The organism is Brachybacterium avium (assembly GCF_002216795.1).
GTDB classification, from domain to species: Bacteria; Actinomycetota; Actinomycetes; order Actinomycetales; family Dermabacteraceae; genus Brachybacterium; species Brachybacterium avium.
On record NZ_CP022316.1, the window covers coordinates 1,797,276 to 1,818,173 of the forward strand.

Annotated in this window: 15 protein-coding genes, 1 tRNA gene and 2 pseudogenes; 6 read left to right on the forward strand and 12 right to left on the reverse strand. The window is 69.2% G+C overall.

Translation table 11 applies throughout. The features are described from left to right. Nucleotides 1–34 precede the first annotated feature (34 nt). The 12 genes and pseudogenes from CFK39_RS08105 to CFK39_RS08160 form a co-directional block, all read right to left on the reverse strand. Nucleotides 35–859 carry an alpha/beta hydrolase gene (locus tag CFK39_RS08105; RefSeq protein ID WP_089065044.1) on the reverse strand — a complete coding sequence of 275 codons (825 nt, stop codon included), beginning with the start codon at nucleotides 857–859 and terminating at the stop codon, nucleotides 35–37. A 158-nt stretch (nucleotides 860–1,017) separates the two neighbouring features. Further along, nucleotides 1,018–1,101, reverse strand: a tRNA-Leu gene (locus tag CFK39_RS08110). Nucleotides 1,102–1,222: 121 nt separating this feature from the next. Then, nucleotides 1,223–2,581: an amino acid permease gene (locus tag CFK39_RS08115; protein WP_089066338.1), complete on the reverse strand. Its 1,359-nt coding sequence runs from the start codon at nucleotides 2,579–2,581 to the stop codon at nucleotides 1,223–1,225. Nucleotides 2,582–2,721: 140 nt separating this feature from the next. Beyond that, complete coding sequence (locus CFK39_RS08120; protein WP_089065045.1) at nucleotides 2,722–3,000, reverse strand: ribosomal L7/L12 family protein; 279 nt, start codon at nucleotides 2,998–3,000, stop codon at nucleotides 2,722–2,724. 81 nt (nucleotides 3,001–3,081) lie between these two features. After that, nucleotides 3,082–3,603, reverse strand: coding sequence for a hypothetical protein (locus tag CFK39_RS08125; RefSeq protein WP_089065046.1), 522 nt, complete (start codon nucleotides 3,601–3,603; stop codon nucleotides 3,082–3,084). Between the two features lie 422 nt (nucleotides 3,604–4,025). Then, entirely contained in the window at nucleotides 4,026–4,499 is a 474-nt protein-coding gene (gene rplI, locus CFK39_RS08130; protein ID WP_089065047.1) for a 50S ribosomal protein L9, read from the reverse strand. 17 nt (nucleotides 4,500–4,516) lie between these two features. Then, a pseudogene (gene rpsR, locus CFK39_RS08135) lies at nucleotides 4,517–4,752 on the reverse strand (30S ribosomal protein S18). An 83-nt stretch (nucleotides 4,753–4,835) separates the two neighbouring features. Beyond that, nucleotides 4,836–5,384: a single-stranded DNA-binding protein gene (locus tag CFK39_RS08140; protein ID WP_089065048.1), complete on the reverse strand. Its 549-nt coding sequence runs from the start codon at nucleotides 5,382–5,384 to the stop codon at nucleotides 4,836–4,838. Between the two features lie 53 nt (nucleotides 5,385–5,437). Beyond that, nucleotides 5,438–5,728, reverse strand: a complete 291-nt coding sequence (gene rpsF, locus CFK39_RS08145; RefSeq protein WP_089065049.1) for a 30S ribosomal protein S6 — start codon at nucleotides 5,726–5,728, stop codon at nucleotides 5,438–5,440. 191 nt (nucleotides 5,729–5,919) lie between these two features. Next, nucleotides 5,920–6,123, reverse strand: a complete 204-nt coding sequence (locus tag CFK39_RS08150; protein ID WP_089065050.1) for a hypothetical protein — start codon at nucleotides 6,121–6,123, stop codon at nucleotides 5,920–5,922. Between the two features lie 42 nt (nucleotides 6,124–6,165). Then, nucleotides 6,166–8,721: a transglycosylase domain-containing protein gene (locus CFK39_RS08155; RefSeq protein ID WP_089065051.1), complete on the reverse strand. Its 2,556-nt coding sequence runs from the start codon at nucleotides 8,719–8,721 to the stop codon at nucleotides 6,166–6,168. A 240-nt stretch (nucleotides 8,722–8,961) separates the two neighbouring features. After that, nucleotides 8,962–10,376, reverse strand: a pseudogene (locus CFK39_RS08160) (CCA tRNA nucleotidyltransferase). A gap of 441 nt (nucleotides 10,377–10,817) precedes the next feature. On the opposite strand from CFK39_RS08160, the gene CFK39_RS08165 reads away from it, so the two are divergent. From CFK39_RS08165 to CFK39_RS08190, 6 genes are all read left to right on the forward strand, one after another. After that, on the forward strand, nucleotides 10,818–12,896 hold the full coding sequence (locus CFK39_RS08165) for a DUF6049 family protein (RefSeq protein WP_177348993.1): 2,079 nt from the start codon (nucleotides 10,818–10,820) through the stop codon (nucleotides 12,894–12,896). Continuing rightward, the gene (murJ, locus tag CFK39_RS08170) at nucleotides 12,893–14,632 is read left to right on the forward strand and encodes a murein biosynthesis integral membrane protein MurJ (protein ID WP_089065052.1); all 1,740 of its coding nucleotides are present in this window, start codon (nucleotides 12,893–12,895) and stop codon (nucleotides 14,630–14,632) included. The genes CFK39_RS08165 and murJ overlap by 4 nt, the downstream gene beginning before the upstream one ends. A 55-nt stretch (nucleotides 14,633–14,687) precedes the next feature. After that, complete coding sequence (locus CFK39_RS08175) at nucleotides 14,688–17,231, forward strand: protein kinase family protein (RefSeq protein WP_089065053.1); 2,544 nt, start codon at nucleotides 14,688–14,690, stop codon at nucleotides 17,229–17,231. Continuing rightward, nucleotides 17,228–17,794 carry a hypothetical protein gene (locus CFK39_RS08180; protein WP_089065054.1) on the forward strand — a complete coding sequence of 189 codons (567 nt, stop codon included), beginning with the start codon at nucleotides 17,228–17,230 and terminating at the stop codon, nucleotides 17,792–17,794. Before CFK39_RS08175 ends, CFK39_RS08180 begins: the two co-directional genes overlap by 4 nt. 97 nt (nucleotides 17,795–17,891) lie before the next feature. Then, nucleotides 17,892–18,953: a thioredoxin-disulfide reductase gene (gene trxB / locus CFK39_RS08185; RefSeq protein WP_089065055.1), complete on the forward strand. Its 1,062-nt coding sequence runs from the start codon at nucleotides 17,892–17,894 to the stop codon at nucleotides 18,951–18,953. A gap of 85 nt (nucleotides 18,954–19,038) precedes the next feature. Then, nucleotides 19,039–19,395: a hypothetical protein gene (locus CFK39_RS08190; RefSeq protein ID WP_089065056.1), complete on the forward strand. Its 357-nt coding sequence runs from the start codon at nucleotides 19,039–19,041 to the stop codon at nucleotides 19,393–19,395. Nucleotides 19,396–20,898 lie beyond the last annotated feature (1,503 nt).

Consider the following 20,898-nt stretch of genomic DNA (forward strand, 5'->3'; position numbering starts at 1 on the left):
TGCTGCGCCTGGGCGGCGGCTGTGGTCATGCCGGTCACTCGGGCAGTGCCAGCACCCCCTCCACGAAGCCGATCACGTCCCCGATCACCTCGTCGCGGTTGGTCTCGTTGAATATCTCATGCTGCGCACCGGGGTACGTCTTCACGAAGGTCCGCGGGCCGCGCAGCGTCTGCAGTCCCTCCCAGCTGGCGGGCAGCGGCACCAGGCGGTCCGCTTCGCCGTGCAGGTAGAGCAGCGGGTGCTCACCTACGCTGCCGGCCTCCTCGAGCGTGCGCATCGCCTGCTGCAGGCCCTCGAGGGTGGAGCGGACGAAGTCGCCGTGCCATACCAGCGGGTCCTCGGCGTAGTCCGCACCGACGGCAGGGTCGCGGGAGAGGGTTCCGGGGTCGATCGGGGTCGACGGGATCTCCTCGAGCGCGAGCAGCTCATCGACGGTCGCCCAGGAGCCCAGCACCGGACCCGACAGCACAGTCGCAGCGAGGGAGCCCGCGTGCCGCTGGGTGTAGCGGGCGGCGATCAAGCCGCCCATGGAGTGCCCGATCAGCACCACCGGCAGCCCCGGATGCTGGGAGGCGGCGTGCTGGACCACCAGGTCCAGATCCTCGACGACCGGCTCGAAGTCGCTGATCAGCACTCGCTGGCCGTCGCTGCGGCCATGGCCGAGGTGATCGGCCGCGTAGACCGCGGCTCCGGCGTCCTGCAGCCGGGCCGCGACCCATTCGTACCGGCCCACGTGCTCGCCGTAGCCGTGGGACAGCACGGCGATCCACCGTGGATCGGGGCGGGCCCACGCACGGCCTGCGAGGGTGCCGCCGTGGCCGGTGAGGGAGAATTCCGTGGAACGGGCGTCAGGATTCATGGGGCCATGATGCCTCGTCGGAGCGATGATCGTCTCCCCTGGAATCTGCAGTGCGGACGTGGGGGTCTCAGCATGCCCCGCGCCGCGGCTGCTCGCATCAGCCGGGACCGGAGACGAAAAACCCCGGTTCACCTGGGTGAACCGGGGAATTCCTGCGGTGCGCAAGGGGGGACTTGAACCCCCACGCCGTCTCCGGCACACGGACCTGAACCGTGCGCGTCTACCAATTCCGCCACTTGCGCATATCTTCGGCACCGGGCGTTGAACCACCGAGGCCGAAGGTTCCCTTAGATTACCCCCGCTGCACTGTCAGCCCAAACCGACACCGCCGACAGTAACGAACGCCACGTCGGCCCGGTCACATCAGCGCATCGCCTCCGCCTCCGCGAAGGCCTCCTCGATATCCGCGGGGTCCGTGCGACGCCGTGCGACAGCCATGTAGAGCACCACCGCGACCAGCACGGCGGGCACGCCCACCAGTGCTGCGACCTGCATGCTGGGTCGCACCGCGATCGTCGCGAACACCGCCACCAGACCGATCAGGCCGACGATCGCGGTCAGTATCCCGCCAGGCATGCGGAAGGTGGCCCCGCTGATCTTCCGACGCCGGAACGCGATGTAGGTGCACAGGATCAGCGCCCAGACCAGGATCACCGCGAACACCACCAGGCTCATCATGTAGCCGAACACGCCGCCCACTCCGCTGAAGGCCAGCAGCGCCGCTCCGATCAGGCCCACCGAGCTCAGGGCGATGCCGACCAGCGGCACCTTGCGGGCGGTGGTGTGGGCGGCGAAGCGCGGAGCGAGGCCGTCGGAGGCCAGGGAGTGCAGCATCCGGCTGCCGGCGTACAGGTTCGCGTTCGCGGCCGACAGCGCCGCGATGAGCACCAGCAGATTGGTGATGTGAGCGGCGCCGGGGATGCCCAGCTGGTCGAAGACCATCACGAACGGCGAGGTGGCGACATCCTCGCCGGAGCCGGCTGCGGTCCGCCACGGCACCAGGCACAGCACGAAGCCGATGCAGAACACGTAGAAGAAGGCCAGTCGCACGATCGTGGTGCGGGCGGCGGTCTTGATCGACCGGGCGGGGTCCTTCGCCTCGGCGGCGGTGATCGACAGCAGCTCGATGCCTCCGAAGGAGAACATCACCACCGACAGGGCGATCCACACCGCGGCCCATCCGTTCGGGGCGAAGCCCCCGTCGGCCGTGAGCTGGGTCAGGCCCGGCGCCGGGGCATCCGGCAGGCCGAAGAACACCAGCACCGCACCCACCAGGATGAACGCGAACACGGCGATCACCTTGATCGAGGACAGGAAGAACTCGACGATGCCGAAGGAGCCGACGCTCGAGAGGTTGATCGCGATGATGACCGCGGCGAAGATCAGGATCCCGGCCCAGATCGGGATCGCCGGCACCCAGTAGGCGAGATAGGCGGCGCAGGCCACCAGTTCGGCACCGGTCACGCAGACGGTGACGATCCAGTACAGCCACCGCGTGATGTACCCCCAGAACGGGGAGAGGTAGTGCGCGGCCAGCGTGCCGAAACCGCCGCGGACGGGGTGGCGGGAGGCCATCTCGCCCATCGACAGGGCGATCGTCGCGGCGATCAGGGAGCCGAGCGCGAAGGAGATGATCACGGCGGGGCCGGCGATGCCGATCGCCTCCCCGGAGCCGAGGAACAGGCCGGTCCCGAGGGCGGAGCCCATGGCGATCATGGCCATCTGGCCATGGCCGAGGGAGCGGGCGAGGCCGCCGTCGGCGCGGCGGACGGTGTCGGAGGTCGAGGTGGTCACCGTACGAGGGTAGCCATGCCGGGAGGGGCCGTCATACCGGTCCGTCGGCACGTGGGGTGAATACGGCCTCAGAGGGAGGCGCGGTACCGATCGATCGCCTCCTTGGCCTCCCTGAGGCCGGCACCCGTGCGCTCGCGATACACCTTGATCGCCTGGATGACCTTGTCCTCGGCGACGAGACGACGGCATTCCTCGGGGACCTGGGGACCGATCTCGCTGCGCAGCTGCAGCAGCTCGGCCTCACCGATCCAGGAGCGATGCGCGAGCTCCTGGACCAGGCTCTCGAGCGCGCGGTTCCTTTCCTCGAGGGTAGCGATCCGCGTCCACAGCTGACTGTTCCCGAACATGCTCCCGACGCTATCCCGGACACCCCGACCGGTGCCCCCGTCGAAGGTCGAGTTCTGCGATCTCGCAGCACGTCGATCGGGTCAGGCGTGGCGCAGCAGGCCCACCGTGAGGGGGCTCCCGCTCATGGAGATCGCCGGATACAGGGTGATCTGCACCGGAGCCTCGGTCCCCTCGGCAGCGGCGGTGCAGGTGACGATGGTGCCGTTCTCGGTCGTACAGTCCTGGACTCCCGTCGCCAGTCCCATGTCCGATAGCGCCATCTCGGCGCGGAGGCGGAGGGACTCCGGGTCGAGTCCCGCGGGATCCTCGGCGAACAGCCCTCCTCCTGCGGCGTACTGGACGCTGACCTCGGGATCCGTGACCTCGGTCAGGAGGTCTTCCGAGAGCGCAGCTGCAGTGAGCAGGACGGCGAGATCGGAGCCGCCGATGCCGCTGCGGACGAGATGCGCGGTGTACTCGGGGCCGCTATCACCCACCGTGCAGGTCGTCACCGGGGCTTTCAGGGCGAGGTCGGCCTCGCAGTGGACGCCCTCGACCTTCGCTGTCTCGGCGCCGGCCGTCAGGTCCTCGGGGAGGTCCGCGAGCGCGTCCGGACCCTCCACCGGTGCCAGGGCGAGTCGTGGGAACGCCCCGCGATCGGCGACGTCGTTCGTCGTCGGGGATTGCGACGGGACCGCCGTTGCCGTCGGCGCCGGGGTCACCGGGCGGCCGTCTCCCGCGGTGCAGCCGGCCAGGAGGAGGAGCCCGACTGCAGCTGCGACGGGCAGGCGGCCCCCGCTATCGATCCGTCCGCGGCTCACGGCATCACCCCGGCGTCGGGCCCGCCCGTGCGGAAGGGGGTGGTCGTCTGCTGATCGGCCTCGGACATCAGCCAAGAATAGACGAACGGTTCCTGGTCGAGACCGGAAGGAGCGCGCGGGCTCGGTGACGCGAGGCAGGTGGGCAGAACGGGAGCGACCCCCGGCACGCCTCCCGTGAGGGGAGGGATGCAGGGGGTCGCGCTCGTAGATCAGGCGCTGAGAAGTCAGGCCTTGGCAGCCGCGCCCTTGGCGGCGATGACCTGGACGACGAGGTTGGCGAAGATGTCCTCGTGCAGACGGACGGTCGCCTTGTGCTCGCCGAGCGAGCGGATGGGCGTCACGAACTCGACGGTGCGACGGTCGATGTCCTTGTCGAAGATCGCCTTCACGCCCTCGGCGATCTCCTTGGAGGAGACCGCACCGAAGAGACGGCCGTTCTGGCCGGCGCGCTCGGCGATGACGACGGGCTTGGACTCGAGCGAAGCCTTCAGCGACCGTGCGTCCTCGATGTTCGCGATCGCGCGCTTGCCACGGGCCGCGCGGATCTGGTCGAGCTGCCGCTGGCCGCCCTTGGTCCACGGGGTCGCGAGACCGCGGGGCATGAGGAAGTTCCGGGCGTAGCCGTCCTTGACGTCGACGACGTCGCCGGCGGCTCCGAGGCCGGTGACCTCGTTGGTGAGGATGAGCTTGGTGGTCATATGTTTCTCTTCCTCGCTCAGCGACCGGAGGTCGCGTACGGCAGCAGGGCGATCTCGCGGGCGTTCTTCACGGCCTTCGCGATCTTGCGCTGCTCCTGGACGGAGACGCCGGTGACCCGACGGGCGCGGATCTTTCCGCGGTCGGAGATGAACTTGCGCAGCAGCGCGGCATCCTTGTAGTCGACGGTCTCGACTCCCGCAGCCTTCAGCGGGTTCTGCTTCTTCTTCGGGGACGAAGAGAGGGCTTGGCCATCGTGGTGCTCCTTCTTTCTGAGGGAGCCCGGGAATTCACCCGGGATGGAATGGATCAGTGTGATGCTGTGATCGCCGGAGCGATCAGAAGGGCGGGTCGTCGTATCCGCCCTGGTTGCCGCCGCCGGCCCACGGATCGGCTGCCGGAGCGCCCTGCGGGGCGCTGTTGAAACCGCCCTGGCCGCCCTGGTTGCCGTACCCACCCGGAGCGCCGCCCTGGGGCGCGCCCTGCGGAGCGCCGCCGAAACCGCCACGGCCTCCGCCGCCGCGCTGGACCTTGTTGGCCTTTGCGGTGGCGTACTTGAGGGAGGGTCCGATCTCGTCGACGTCCAGCTCGATGCTGGTGCGGTTCTGACCTTCACGGTCGGTGAACGAGCGCTGCTTGAGACGGCCCTGCGCGACGACGCGGGTGCCCTTCTCGAGCGACTCGGCCACGTTCTCCGCGGCGTCGCGCCAGATGGAGCAGCGGAGGAACAGCGCCTCGCCGTCCTTCCACTCGTTCGCCTGACGGTCGAACATGCGGGGGGTCGACGCGATGGTGAACGACGCGACCGCGATGCCGGACTGCGTGAAACGCAGCTCGGGGTCGGCGGTGAGGTTGCCGATCACCGTGATGACGGTGTCATTCGCCATGGATGCTCCTCTGCTCCGGGATGGGGTGGGGTGATGGGGTCAGCGACCGCAGATCAGGCTGCGTCGAGACGCATGACCTTGGTGCGCATGACGGACTCGTTGAGCCCGAGCTGGCGGTCCAGCTCCTGTGCGGTGGAGGCCTTCGCGGTGAAGCTCAGGACGATGTAGATGCCCTCGGTCTTCTTATCGATCTCGTAGGCGAACTTCCGCTTGCCCCAGACGTCGACATTGTCGATGGTGCCGCCCTCGGTCGGAATGACCTGGACGAGCTTCTCGAAAGTTCCGGTGACGGTCCGCTCATCGACGGACGGGTCGAGGATCACGACCATTTCGTACTTGCGCATGTTCTGTTACCCACCTCCTGTGGTCTCTGCGGCCACGGTCTCTCCGTGGCAGGAGGGTTCATGCCATCCGCTGAGGACATCGGCGATGCCCCTCACGGACCGGCTCAGCCTACCTGCGGCATCCGACATCGGCCAGAGCACACCGGCGGGTGCGCGGTGCATCACAGCCATCGGCTCCGGCGCGACGTCCGTCAGCTCCGCGGCGGGCGGCCCATCGCCCTGCGGACGCGGGCGTACCAGCCTCCGGTGCTCCTGCCTCCGGCGATCCCGCCCCCGGCGACGATGCCGGCGGTGCGGCCCTGCAGCCGGGTCCCGCAGCGGTCGCACAGCTTCCGGCCGGTGATCGAGGTGTAGGCCCTGCCGCGGATCTTCCGGTTGCACTGTTCACATCGCATGATCCGATGGTGCCATCGGCGCCGATGGCGCGGCTCCTCGCACTACGGCGAGTCGCCGCCTCCCCGACCCTGGCGCTGGCCGCCGGCGCTGGTGTCGCCGTCTCCGCCGCCCTGCTCCTCGCTCGTCGGCTTCTCGGTGGGCTTGACGTTCTCGTCGTCCCCGTCGTCCGGCTCGGTGCTCGGCTTCTTCGACGGCTTCTCGCTCGGCTCCTCCGAGGGCTCCTCGCTGGGTTCGTCGCTGGGCTCCTCCGAGGGCTCCTCACTGGGCTCCTCCGAGGGCTCCTCACTCGGCTCCTCCGACGGCTCGTCACTGGGCTCCTCCGACGGCTCGGGCGCCCGAGTGGTCGGCGGTGGCGGAGGCGGCGGCACGTAGCTGCGCTCCCGAGTCTCGTTGTCCAGCCTGACCTCGTCGGGGAAGTCGAGCATCTCCTGCCCCTCGAGGGAGGTGGACATGATGTCGCCCCAGATGTCGGTGGGGAACTTGCCGCCGGTCATGTCCTGCACACCCCCGAAGGAGGTGAGAGGCTGCTCGGAGCCGTCGTCCCCGGGCTGGAACATGCCCACGGCGGTGACCAGCTGCGGGGTGAAACCCACGAACCACGCGGAGCGGAACTTCTCGGAGGTGCCGGTCTTGCCGGCGACCGGACGGCCGTCCATGACACCCTGCAGGCTCCGGGCCGAGCCCACCGTCGGCGGGCCCTGGAGGGCGACGGTCGCATTGGTCGCGACATCCTCGTCCAGCGCGCGCGTCTCCTCGTCCTCGTGCTCGTAGCGGGTGGACCCGTCGGGCCGGGTCACCGACTCGACGATGTAAGAGTCCCGATGGATGCCCCCGGAGGCGATGGTCGCGTAGACCTCGGCCATCTCGACGACCGTCGGAGAGGCCGAGCCCAGCACGTTGGACGGCACCGGCTCGAGACCGGGAGTGTCCTCCGGCAGCCCGAGCTTGGTCGCGGTCTCCATCGTGTTCTCCGGACCGACCTCGATGTTCACCTCGGCGTACGCGGTGTTGATCGAGCTGGCGGTCGCCTTCTCGAGCGACACCCGGCCGTAATCGGTGTTCCCGAAGTTGTTGACCGTCCAGCCGCCGGGGACCTCGGAGAAGCTCTTCGGGGAGTTCCCGTCCCAGCGCGAGTCCAGCGGGAATCCTTCTTCGAGGGCGGTGATCAGGGTGAAGGTCTTGAAGATCGACCCGGCCTGCATCCGGGACTGGGTGGCGTCGTTCTGCGACTGGGTGACGTAGTCCGGTCCGCCGTACATCGCGCGGATCGCGCCGTTGCCGGGATCGAGCGTCACGGTGCCGACCCGGTTGTTCTCCGGCCGGTCGTCCGGCAGGTTGTCGACGGCCTGGACAGTGTTCTTCTGGACCGCAGGATCGATCGTGGAGACGATCGAGAGACCGCCGGTGTTGATCTCGTCCTCGGTGAAGCCCTGCTCGATCAGCTCATTGCGCACCTGCGTCAGCAGATAGCCATCGGGGCCGCCGAGAGAGTTCTCGGAGCGCGGCTCGATGACCTCGGGGAACTCGAGGGCATCGGCCTCCGCCGGGGTCATCTGCTCCAGCCCGACCTGCCGGGTGATCACCCGGTCCCAGAGGCTCGTGGCCTTCTCGGGATTCTTCGCGGGGTCGTAGTTCGAGGGGCTGGGGATCACGGCGACCAGCAGTGCCGCCTCAGCCTCGGTGAGCTCGGAGGCGTCCTTGCCGAAGTACGCCTGCGAAGCCTCCTGGACACCGTACGCACCGCGTCCGAAATAGATGGTGTTGAGATATCGGGAGATGATCTCGTCCTTCGGCAGCTCCTGGTCGATCTTCAAGGCCATGATCGCTTCCTTGGCCTTGCCCACGTAGGAGGTCTCGGTGCCGGTGTAGTACCGCTCGACGTACTGCATGGTGATGGTCGAGCCACCCTGCCGGTCCCTGCCCAGCACGTTGTTGACCAATGAGCGCACGATGCCGCGCGGGGAGACGCCGCGGTTCTCGTAGAAGCTCGAGTCCTCGCTGGCGACCACCGCCTGTTTGATGTCGTCGGGGATCTCGTCGGCCGGCAGCTCGGTGCGGTTGATCTCGCTGAACTGCCCCATCTCGGTCTCGCCGTCGGCGTAGTAGACGCGGGAGGTCTGGGCGAGAGCGAAGTCGGAGGGCTCGGGCACCTCGGTGTCGTTGTACAGCCACACGGCGAAGCCGAGACCGGCCAGCACCATCAGCGCCATCGCGCCGACGATCAGCCGCAGCGAGGGGATCCAGCGCCAGGGGTTCTTCGCCCCGGCGCGCGGATAGTTCAGGAAATTGGTGGCGGCGGCCTTCTTCGCCCGGCCCTTCGACGCGGCGGCGGCCGACGCGGCACCGGCGTGGCGCGCCTTGACCGAGGTGCGGCCGCTGGGCGGCTTCGACGCACCGGCGGCCGCCGGGCGTCCGGTGCGACTGGTGCTCTTGGGCGCGGAGCTCTTCCCGGAGGGCTTCGGTGCGGAGGACGGGGAGGAGTGGGGCGTCGAGGCGCGACGCACTCCGGCGGCGCGACGGGCACCACCGGTCGTCGGCTTCTTCGATCGGCGCGATCGATCCGACGAGCCGCGGGACGAGCGTCGAGAGTCGCTCATGGCTGCTCCTGGTCCTTCGGGGGGCACGGACATGTGCGGGCGCGACTGTCGTTCCCTGGCGCACCCAGCCACTCAGTATGACCACGACAGCACGCCGGACGGAATGATCCGGCGCTGAAGCACACAGGGTGTGCACGTCCGGTGCGGCCCCGCTCACATCGATGCAGGAGGGTCCTCACCGGGCCTCCATACGCACGCGCACACCCCCGTGGCGCGCAGGGCCGGCCCGCCTCGGGCAGGTCAGGACTCCTCGCGGGCCGCCCACCAGGCGCGGAGCTCCTGGATCGCCCGCTCCTCACCGAGGGGGCCGTGCTCCATCCGCAGCTCGAGCAGGTGCTTGTACGCCTCGCCGACCACCCGACCGGGCGGCAGGTCGAGGACCTCCATGATCCGGTTGCCATCCAGGTCGGGGCGGATCTTCCCGATCTCCTCCTGCTCGGCGAGCCGGTCGATGCGCTCCTCGAGCTCGTCGTAGGCGCGGGCCAGGGTGCGGGCCTTGCGCCGGTTGCGGGTGGTGACATCGGCCCTGGTGAGTCGGTGCAGGTGCTGCAGCAGCTCCCCGGCGTCGGTGACGTAGCGGCGCACCGCGGAGTCGGACCACGGGGAGTCGACATAGCCGTGGAAGCGCAGATGCAGCTCCACCAGGCGGGCCACCTTCTTGGTGGTGTCCTTGTCGAAGGTCAGGGCCTTCATCCGCTTCGCGGCCATCTTCGCCCCACGGTCTCGTGGAAGCGGAAGGTGACCACCCCGCCCTCCTCGAAGCGGCGGGTGGCGGGCTTGCCGATGTCGTGCAGCAGCGCGGCCAGGCGCAGCACCAGGTCGGGGCTCTCGCACGGACCGTCCGAGCCGGCCGGGCTCTCCAGGTCGATCGCCTGGTCCAGCACGGTCAGGGTGTGCTGGTAGACGTCCTTGTGGTGGTGGTGCTCGTCGATCTCGAGCTGCAGCGCGGGCAGCTCGGGCAGCACGTGCGCGGCCAGGCCCAGCTCGGTGAGCAGCTCGAGGCCGCCGCGCGGGTGGGCGCCGAGCATCAGCTTGACCAGCTCCTCGCGCACCCGCTCCGCGGAGACGATGGTGATCCGCTCGGCGAGCTCCTCGATCGCATCCGCGGTGGCGTCCTCGATGCGGAAGCCGAGCTGGGCGACGAAGCGCACCGCCCGCATCATCCGCAGCGGGTCGTCGGTGAAGGACTGCTGGGGGCCGACCGGGGTGCGCAGCAGGGTGCGGGCGAGGTCGGCGAGACCGTCGAAGGGGTCCACCAGCTCGAGGGACGGCAGCCGCACCGCCATCGCATTGACGGTGAAGTCCCGTCGCGAGAGGTCGCCGGCCAGGGTGTCGCCGTATTCCACCTGCGGTTTGCGGCTGGTGGGGTCGTAGGACTCGGTGCGGTAGGTGGTGATCTCGACCTTCACGCCGTCCCGCACGCCACCCAGGGTCCCGAAATCACGGCCCATGTCCCAGATCGCCCCGTCATGCGTCCATTCCCGCAGGATCGTCTCGGTCTGCTCGGGCCGGGCAGAGGTGGTGAAATCCAGGTCGGCGCTCGAGCGGCCCAGCACCGCGTCCCGCACCGGCCCGCCGACGAGGGCGAGCTCGTGCCCGGCCGCCTCGAACATCCGGCCCAGGACGTGGATCTCCTCCGGTAGGGCCTGGAACATCGAGGCCGCGCGGCGGCGGGCGGTGTCGAGCCGCTGGGCGGTGTCGGCAGTGTCGTCGACGGGATCGGTCACGGGGGGTCCTGTCCTGGGGTCGGGGAGCTGAGAGCGGGGACCTGCGCTGCGCCACTGCCTTGTAGAGGTCTCGTGCACCTGCAGGCTCTCTACGGTAACGGCCGCTTACAGTGTCACCATGCCGTCGTCCCCGCCGTTCGTGCGCCCGGTGCTCGCGGCGCTGTTGACGGTCCTCCTCCTCACCTCATCAGCGCTGGTGAGCGGCCCGGTGACCCTTCTCCCGGCCGCGCACGCCGCGGTCGGGGCCCTCCCTCCTCACGCTCCGTCCGCTCCGCCGCCTGCAGCCGAGGACGCGCCGGTGAGCATGGATCTCGTCTCCTTGACCCCCACCTCGCTGGCCCCGGCGGCACCCTCGAGGCGCAGATCGACGTGACCAACACCTCCTCGGAGCCGGTGTCGGCGCTCGCCCTCGAGCTGCGCAGCCGCACCTCCCGGATCACCGATCGCCAGCTGTTGGCCGACTGGCAGGGGGACACCGACGCGCAGCCCTCGGGAGAGGCGATCGCCAGCTCCGGGGCCCACGATCAGCTCGCCCCGGGTGAGTCGGTCCTCCTCACGGTGCAGGTCGCCGCCGAGGAGCTCGGCTACTCCGAGGAGCCGTACTACTGGGGCACCCGCCGCCTCGCGCTCACCGTCACGGCCGAGGAGGAGCCGCTGGCCACCCTGCGCACTTTCGTGGTGTGGCGCCCCCTGGATGCCGATGACGCCATCTCCCAGTCCGTGCTGCTGCCGTTGGCCGCCACGGACGCCTCGGCCGTGGCGACCTCGCCGGAGGAATTCGACGCCTCCGTCGAATCGGGCCGGCTGGCATCGATGCACGAGCTCGCCGGGCATCCGGGTGTGGACTGGTGGCTGGACCCCGCTCTGCTGGATCCGCCGATGATGCCGGTGGAGACCGCCGGAGAGGATGGGACGACGCCCACCGAGGGCGAGGGGACGCCGCCGGCGACGGTCATCGAATACGCCCCCGAGCCGCGCGCCGCCGAGATCGCGGGCATTCTGGAGGACGCGGCCGACGGCCGCACCGTGCTGTCCATGCCCTACGCCCGGTCGGACACCGTCAGCCTGCGGGCCGCCGGCAGCGAGCAGCTCATCGACGCTGTCCGCGATCACGGCGACCAGGCATGGGATGCCGCAGGGATCGAGCCGCGCGCCCCGGCGATGCAGGTCGACGGCCCCACCGTCGATGCGGACACCCTCGAGGAGGTGCTCGCCGCGGGCGGCACAGCAGCGATCGTGCCTTCCAGCTCCCTGCGCCGTGATCCCGCCTCCACGGTCACCCCCAGCTCCGTGGGCGTGTACTCCTCCACCCGCCAGGAGGGCGCCGAGCTCGCGCTGCTGGCCCCGGATCCGGTGCTCTCCTCCGAGTTCTCCCTGCTCACCGGTGACTCCGACACGGAACAGGTCCAGCAGCGCCTGCTCGCGGAGACCGCGACGATCGCCTCCGAGTACGTCACCGCGCCGCGCCATCTGCTGATCTCCCCGTCGATCGATGCCGTGCTGGATCCGGCCGCGGCGGGATCCGCCCTCGACGCGCTGGAGGAGGCCCCGTGGATCGTCGGCGGCGACACCGGCTCCCTGCTGGATGCCGCCGACGAGCAGAGGTGGACGTCGGACCCGCGCAGCGACGGGGATGAGCTGTACGCCCTCGGATCCGTCAGCGCCGAGGAGATCCACCCCAGCGGGCCCTCCGAGGACGGGCGCTGGACGCAGCTGAGCAGTGCCGAGGATCCGCAGCTGCTGGCCCCCGAGTCGCTCGGCGAGCTCCAGGAGGCCTGGACCCAGGTGGACACGCTCGCCGCGGCGATGGAGGACGATGCGCCGCTGGACGCCTCGCGCCGCGAGATCCTCGCCGGCACCTCGATACGGTGGCGCGGCGAACCGGAGATCCCGGCCGCCCGCGCCCAGGACGCCTCCGAGCTCGCCTCCGAGCTGCGTGATCGCATCCAGGTGGTGCCCGCCTCCGGGTACAACGTCATCTCGGACGCCGTGAGCGTCCCGATCACGATCAGCAACGGTCTGGACACCCCGATCACGGTGCAGATCGAGGTCACCGCCGACAAGCCTCTGGTGCAGGTCGGCGAGCCGGCGATGGTGAAGGTTCCTGCACGTGGCCAGATCGACGCGGCGGTGGACGTCGAAGCGATCGCGAACGGTTCGGTCACCCTCACCACCGTGGTCACCACCACGGACGGGCAGCCCCTGACCGCTCCGGTGCACGTGCCGCTGACGGTCAACCCGTCATGGGAGAACTGGACCACCCTGGTGCTGGTCATCGCGATGGGACTGCTGGTCGTGGTCGGAGTGGCTCGAGCACGCCGCACCGGGGCCGCCACCCGAGCACCGGGCTTCGCCGGCCCCGAGGACCCCGAGGAGCTAGCCCGCTCCGGGCGATCCACTCCCGACCGCACCCCCGCTCCCGAACCACCCGAGGAGGACCGCTCATGAGCACTGCTCGCCGGGTCCATCACGTACCCCGTCACCGTCGTCACGGCATGCCCTCCAGCAGCTCCGCGCTGCTGCGGGCCAGCGTCGTGATGGCCTCGGGGTCGATGATCTCGCGCCTGCTGGGCTTCGTACGGAACTTCCTGTTCGGCGCGATCCTCGGTGGCTCGATGTCCGCCGCGGCCAACGCCTTCAGCGCGGCGAACACGCTGCCCAACACCATCTGGCTGCTGGTGGGCGGCGGCACCCTGAACGCGATCCTGGTGCCCGCGATCGTGCGGGCCGTGAAGCGGCCGGATCGGGGCAGCGACTACATCTCCCGGCTGATGACCCTGGTCGCCACCGCGTCCCTGGCGGTCACTGCCGTCTGCCTGGTCGCGGTGCCGCTGCTGCTGACCCTCACCAGCGGTCTGCTGCCCCCGGAGACCTATGCGCTCGCGGTGCAGCTGGGCTACTGGATGATGCCCCAGATCTTCTTCTCCGCCCTGTACGTCATGTGCGGGCAGCTGCTGAACGCCCATGACAACTTCGGGCCGTACCAGTGGGCCCCGGTGTTCAACAATCTCGTGGGCATCATCGGCGCCGCCCTGTTCCTGGGGCTGTGGGGCACCGTCGGCGATCCGAGCCAGTGGACCCTGCAGATGATCGTGGCGATGGCCGTGATCAACGTGGGCGGCTCCGCAGCCCAGGTGCTGTTCCTGTTCTGGTACGTCGAGAAGCTGGACCTGCGGCTGCGGCCGAAATGGGGGGTGCGCGGTCTCGGCCTGGGCAAGCTCAGCCGGATCGGACTGTGGTCGCTGGCGATGCTGGGGCTCGGTCAGCTCGGGATCTGGGCATCGCGCTGGGCGACCGGCGGGGCGGTGCGGATGACGGAGCAGTACCAGGGCCAGCCCGAGCTGGCCGCCCGTTACCCGGCCCTGCTCACCATGGAGTGGGCCTACCTGGCGTTCATGATCCCGCAGGGGATCATCGCGGTCACCCTGGTCACCGCCGCGTTCCCCTCGATCTCGCGCAGTGCGGCCGAGGCCGACCATGCCGGTGCGCTGGTGCGCTACAGCCAGACCAACCGGCTGCTGGCCGTGCCGATGATGCTGTGCACCGCGGTGTTCATCGCCCTGTCGGGCCCGATCATGTGGGTCATCGGCGGCGGCACCGGTGAGACCGCTGCCCGCGCCAACGGCACCGTGCTGGTCGCCTACATGCTCGGCCTGGTGCCCTTCGCCTCGCTGTATCTGATCAAACGGGTGTTCTACGCCTATGAGGACGCCCGCACCCCGTTCATGGCGCAGATCCCGATCGCAGCGCTCACGGTGCTGTCGGTCCCGCTGATCCTGACGCTGGTCGATCCGATGTACGCGGCGATGACCGCCGCCGGCGCCATGAGCCTGGGCAACGTGGTGGCGTGGCTGGTGGGCATGTGGCAGCTGCGCCGCCATGCCGCCCGCCACGGCACACAGCCGCCGAGCTCCCGCGCCGGGGCGTCGCTGTTCGGGCGGCTGGCCGCCTCCGCACTGGTCAGCTGGGCAGTGGGCACCGGTCTGGTGCTGCTGGCGGGGGATCTGCTGTGGAGCCACCGACTGGCCGCAGTGCTGCTCGGCGGAGTCATCGCCGGCGTGATGACCGCGGTGTTCACCGTGCTCGCCTACCTGCTGCGAGTGCCCGAGGTGCAGCGGCTGGTCGCGGTGGCGCGACGGAGGCTGGACCGCCTGACCCGCCGGACGAGGACGGTGACCTCGTAGCATGGGCGATGCACGCGACGGGCACACTCCCGCCGGACGACGAGAAGGACGGTCCGTGAACACGAACCCACAACCGGATGCACTGCGCTCCCGGTGGACGCTGGAAGGACAGGTCCCCCTGTCCGGCGTCGCCGACGGTGCCGTGTGGCACCGCGCGCGCTCGATCTCCACCGGTGAGGACGTCGTCCTGTTCGTCGTGCAGGGCGAGGCCGCCCTGGAGGCCGCCGACGCCGTCCGGCGCGCCTACCTCGTGGAGGATCCGCGCCTGCTCACGGTGAAGGACATCGTCGTGTTCGATGACCCGCGCGACACCTCGGCGGACCAGCCCACCGCGGGCTCCGCGGAAGGGCCGACGACCGTCGTGGAGTACGCGCTTCCTCCCGCCCCGCCGCTCGCCGCTCTGCTGGCGAAGGGGCCCCTGCACCCCGAGACCGCCCGCGCGATCATCGGCGAGGCGGCGACCGGGCTGGAGGCCGCGCGCCGACGGGGGGTGCGCCACCAGTTCCTCGATTCCAACCGGGTCTTCGTCGACACCGGGTCCGGCCAGGTGGTCCTCCTCGGCATCGGCGTGGAGGCGGCCGCGCATCCGGGGCTCGACCGCTCCCGGGAGGTGGCCTCCTTCCAGGACACCGCCGCCCTGGTCGCCCTGCTGTATCGGGCGCTGACCGGTCGCAGCCCGCGACATGACGCCACCGGCACCGTGCCCCGACCGTCCACGATCGTGGACACCGCGATCCCGGAGGACCTGGATCTGCTGTGTGACCTGGTGCTGAACGAATCGGCCGACGAGATCCCGGAGACCACGCGCGGGCTCATCGAGGCGCTGCAGCCGTGGCAGTCCATCCCGGTGACCGTCGAGGCATACGCGCACACCACGAGGCCCGCCTCCGCGGATGATGCCCCGGCAGGGGTCGCCGCCGGTGCCGCCATCCCGACTGCCGCCGAGGATGCGACCTCGGCGGACACCGAGTCCGAGGAGGACGACGGCGACGAGCTGGAGAGCACGGCCCTGATGGATGCTGTGCCCGATCAGGACGAGGCGGAGCTCCCGAGCTCCGCCGGGCAGGAGCATCCGGCCGAGGACACCGCCGCCGACACCTCGCAGCCGGAGTCACCCGATCCCGCGCCATCGGCCGCCCTCGCGACAGGAGCCGCGGCCGGAGCGGTGGCCGGGGCCGGGGCGGTGGCCGCGGACGCAGCAGCTCCCGCCGGTTCCCCCGTCGACCGCCCGGAGGACAGGGAGCCTCCCGCGCAGACGACCGAGGACGAGACGAGCGATCGGGACGAGGAGTCTCGGCACACCTCCTCGGAGGCCAGCGCGCTGGTCTCCGAGCTCCAGCTCGACCAGAAGCGGGGCACCAGCCCGTTCCCCGGCCACCTCGAGATCACCCTGCCCCCCGAACCGGAGCCGGTCCCGGAACCGGTCTCGGGCCCGGACCCGGAAGCTGCGGAGTCCGCCGGGAGCGCCGCCGGAGCGGCCGCTGCCGGGGCGACCTCCGACATCCCCTCACGCACCGCCGGCGCTCATTGGCCGCTCGCCCGCTCCGAGAGCCGGGCCGACGGGCAGGAGCCCTCCCTGGCCCCCTCAACCCCCTCCCCGGCAGCACCGGGATCGCAGCCACCGAGCACTGCGGGAGCGTCGGTCCCCTCGGCGGTGACGCCGGATCATTCCGCTCCCACGCCCTCGCAGCCGGTCACCCACAGCACCGATGCCGCTCCCTCCGCTCCGGTCCCCGTCTCCGGCCGTTCGTCCCCGGTGGCGCGGGGCCAGGACGCCGGCCCGATCGTGGTCCACGGCCGGGACCGCTCGGTCTCCGAGGAGCCGGAGGAGGACACCACGCCCTACGCGCGCAGTTCGCTGCTGCGCGACGTGGTCGGGGTCGCTGTGGACAACAACGCCCCCGGGACCTTCACGATGGGCCCCCGGGACCAGGAGAAGCGCTCCCTCCAATCGCAGTGGATCATCATCGGCGGCGCGATCGTCGTGATGATCGCGCTGGTCATCGCGTTGACCACGATCACCAGCGATGTGCGTGACATCCTCAAGGATCCGCTGGCCACCTCGCCGGCAGTGACGACTCCTGCCCCCACGGAGGCGGAGGAGACGGATGAGGCCCCGGTCGAACCCACCGCGGAGGAGACCGAGGAGGCGCTTCCCGCCCCGGAGGTGGAGGGCGTCGAACTGCTCGCGCTGCCGGCGGGCCAGGAACCGGATCACACCGATCAGCAGGAGCGTCTGACCGACGGTGACACGTCCACCTATTGGTCCACGCAGCATTACGCCAGCCCCGACTTCGGAGGCCTGAAGGAGGGGGTGGGGATCCGTGTGCACTTCAGCGAGGCCTCCACCTTCACGGCCCTCACGCTCACCACGGCGAAGAACAACGGCGGGGTCGTCGAGCTGCGCACCGTGAACGAGGACGGCTCGCCCGGAGAGGTGCTGTCCACCGGCGAGTTCGTGGCGGACGGCGAAGTCCGTCTCGAGGCTCCAGAGGAGATGGAGACCGACGCGGTCATGGTGTGGATCCCGGAGCTCCCGCCGGACAGCGTCCAGGACGGTCGGTTCCGTGCGCGGATCGCCGAGATCCAGGCCGAATGAGCACCCGGCCGCCGGGCCGCCTGTCCTCATCGACAGAGAATGCTCGTCGCCCCCGCTTCGGTACGGTCCTCGGCATTCCCGTACCGGTGGTGCTGATCGCCCTGATCGCCTCCGCGCTGATGGGGGTCCAGCTGGCCGGAGCCCTCGGGCAGACCACCGACACCCGCAACGGCGCCGGCACGACCGCAGTCGATGCCCAGGGCGGTGCCGGGAAGAAATCCATCGGCGTTCCCGTTGTCACTGAGACGACCCTCGGCACCGAGGTGCAGCGCCTGATCGATTCCGGCACAATCCAACCGATGACGAGCTTCGATGCGGCGAACTGCCTCCGGGAGCAGGGGATCCCGGATTCGATCCTGATCGTGGAGGAGGTCGCGTGGGGCGGCGAGCAGACGGCAGGCTGGCTGCTGGTGCACGGCCCGCTGGACCGCGAGACGCTGCGGGCCAACGGTGGCATCGTCTCGGCCACCGTGGTCCTGCCCGCCTGTGGGACCGCCGACGACGCCCAGTCCCCGCAGCAGGACAAGCTCTGGTCCGGGGACGTGATGATCGGCTCCCTCTGACCTCCTCCCACTCCCGGGCCGCCGACGGCGACCTGTTCCATACTTGAAGACGGTCCTCCCGCTGACCGCCCGACCACTCCACGGAAGGACATCCTCCATGTCGCAGCCCATCCAGGCACTCAACATCCTCGGCGCCCCCACGCCGGCCGCACAGCCCGCGGCAGTCGCAAATGCCGCGCAGGACGACACCGTCCATGAGGTCGTGATCGTCGGCTCCGGCCCCGCCGGGTACACCGCCGCGATCTACACCGCGCGTGCCGAGATGAAGCCGATCGTGGTCGCCGGCGCCCTCGACGCCGGAGGCGCCCTGATGACCACGACCGATGTGGAGAACTTCCCCGGATTCCCCGATGGCATCCAGGGACCGGAGCTGATGACGAACCTCCAGGAGCAGGCCGAGCGCTTCGGCGCCGAGGTCGTCTACGAGGATGCGGTGGAGCTCGAGCTGGAGGGCGAGATCAAGCGGGTCACCCTCGATGACGGCACCGTCTACCGGGCGAAGTCCCTGATCATCACCACCGGATCCGCCTACCGCAAGCTGGGGATCGACGGGGAGGAGTCGCTCTCCGGCAAGGGCGTGAGCTGGTGCGCGACCTGCGACGGCTTCTTCTTCAAGGACCAGGACATCGTGGTGGTCGGCGGCGGAGACAGCGCAGTCGAGGAGGCCACGTTCCTGACCCGGTTCGGCAAGTCCGTCACCCTCGTCCACCGCCGCGACGAGCTGCGCGCCTCGAAGATCATGGCCCGTCGCGCCGAAGCGGATCCCAAACTGAGCTTCGCCTGGAACAGCGAGCTCGTCAGCATCAACGGCACCGACAAGGTCGAGTCCGTCACGCTGCGTGACACGGTCACCGGTCAGGAGCGGGTCATGCCCACCAACGCAGTCTTCGAGGCGATCGGTCACCTCCCGCGCACCGACCTGCTGCGGGGCAAGCTCGAGCTGGATGACGAGGGGTACATCGTCTGCACCGGCCGTTCCACGCTCACCTCGGTGCCGGGAGTCTTCGCCGCCGGTGACGTGGTCGACCACACCTACCGCCAGGCCATCACCGCGGCCGGCACCGGATGCCAGGCCGCCCTGGATGCGGAGCGCTGGCTCGCGGATACTGCCGCCGGCATCGAGGTCGAGACCGCCATGGCCGATATCGTCACCCAGTGACCCCGCAGCTCCCCCGGGGAGCGGACCGGGACCAGGTACTGCCGATACCACCGCCGCGTCACAGCTTCCGACGAAGGAACTTCCGGTGCTGGTGCTGGTCAGTGCGCCCTGGGCCGGCCCCGCCCGCCCCGCACCGACGGTGCTGCGGGAGCTCGCGCGCCGCTGGGGATCTGCGATACAGGTCCTGCTGGTGGAGGATCCCACCGACGAGCTGCTGGAGCACTACTGCGTCGATGTCCTGCCCACCTGGCTGCAGTTCGTGCTCGGTGCCGGTGAGGCTGATACCGGCCACACCCAAGAGCGGCTGATCCTGCAGGAGCTTCACGGCACCGATCTCGCCGGCGAGGACGTGAGCGTGGCCGGGCCCTGGAAGCTCGTGCACCGTCGCACGGGCGCCCAGCCCAAGCATGTCATCGATGCGGAGTTCGGTCCCGCCCACTGACCCGCGAGGCGCGGTCGCTCCCTCGAGCCACTTCGGGCCGGCGTCGGCCAGGCTGTGTTCGTGTTCTGTCAACTCTCCCGATACTGCGGGCTTTGACGTGCGGATCCTTGAATATCCACATGTTCGTCCACATCGTTGTCCACAGCCCATATCACCTGCGTCCACATAGTTGTCCACAGTTGACTGTGGATAGAGGCGTCAGAACTATTCGTGCTGCCGTGGCGGGGATAGGGCTCTGACCTGCGATGATGCTGGTAGTGAGTGGAATGTCCGATCGCTACGCCCACCACGAGATGAGCGCCCGATTCCCACTACCACACTTTTCTTACGGTTGTACAGGGCTTTATCCACAAAGTTGCGCACACTGTGCATACCCCACTGCCGGCAATGCTCGGTGGCCCGATCGATGACTCTCCTCGTTGCTATCGTCGGCATTCGGACTGGACCATCGATGATCGCCGGCCGGTGCCGAGGAGCTGTTGCATGAGTGTGGGCACGGCCCGAGGCGCGCTCGTGCTGCGATGCACTTCTGGTGCTAGAGCATCGGCCCTCCCTACATGAGCGGCTGACCCCAGAGGGTTTCTCGTGAAACGCGCCTGTTAGCGTTGTTGGGCTTCTACGGGGAAGATCCTGGTTTCACGTGAATCGTCGACCTTGACGCCCACGGTATCGGTGCAGCTGACGCGCATTACGCACCCACCGGTCTGCCACGAGAAGCGAAGAGGGCTGTTCTTCCGAGTTTCACGTGAATCTCACCGTCTCCGCGTGTGCATGCAGCCCGCCACCTCTCGGGTAGAGAATCCTTCGTGCGGAGGTCGATGGGTGCCCACCGGATTCTGGAGGATGGTCACGGTAGACGAGGGTTGCACGTGAAACGGCGAGGGATGTGGGCTGTTCTCGCGGCGTACGGTCGGGAAGTCGGATGTCGCGTTTCCCGTGGAACACTTCCAAGCACTCCTACGATGCATCGGAGTGAGCTTCTTCTACGGGGACATTTGCTGGGACTTATAGCAGCTCTCTCCCCGTCTCAGACGTTCGAGTCGAAGCCGCCTCGACCGGTGAGGTTATGAGTGTGCAGACGAGCAACAATGTGACCGCAGGCCGACCAAACAGTTCGAACGCCACCCGGTGTCGCAGCGAGCATTCACAGGCTGGACTCGCACCGGATCCGATGGGGAGGCCTCATGCCTCGCTTTTCGTCCGAGCAGACCCCTATCTGCATCATCGATCCATTTTCATAAAGAACGCACACACCAGAGAGACATAGCGGGGACACCGGCGAAGAGCCCTACTCGTCAACCGTCAAGCATTGACCCGCTGCCTCTTCAGGTCACGTCTCATCACGTGGTGATGTTTCGCGTGAAACCTCCTCCGCAATTGGAGCGCTCCCCAGCGCCTACCCGAGGGGATAGGCCATAAAAGTGGTCCGCACGCAGTCGCTGACGCGGCGACCCATCGTCTTGCATGATCGTAAAGTTTCCCGTGGAACATCTCTATTCGTGC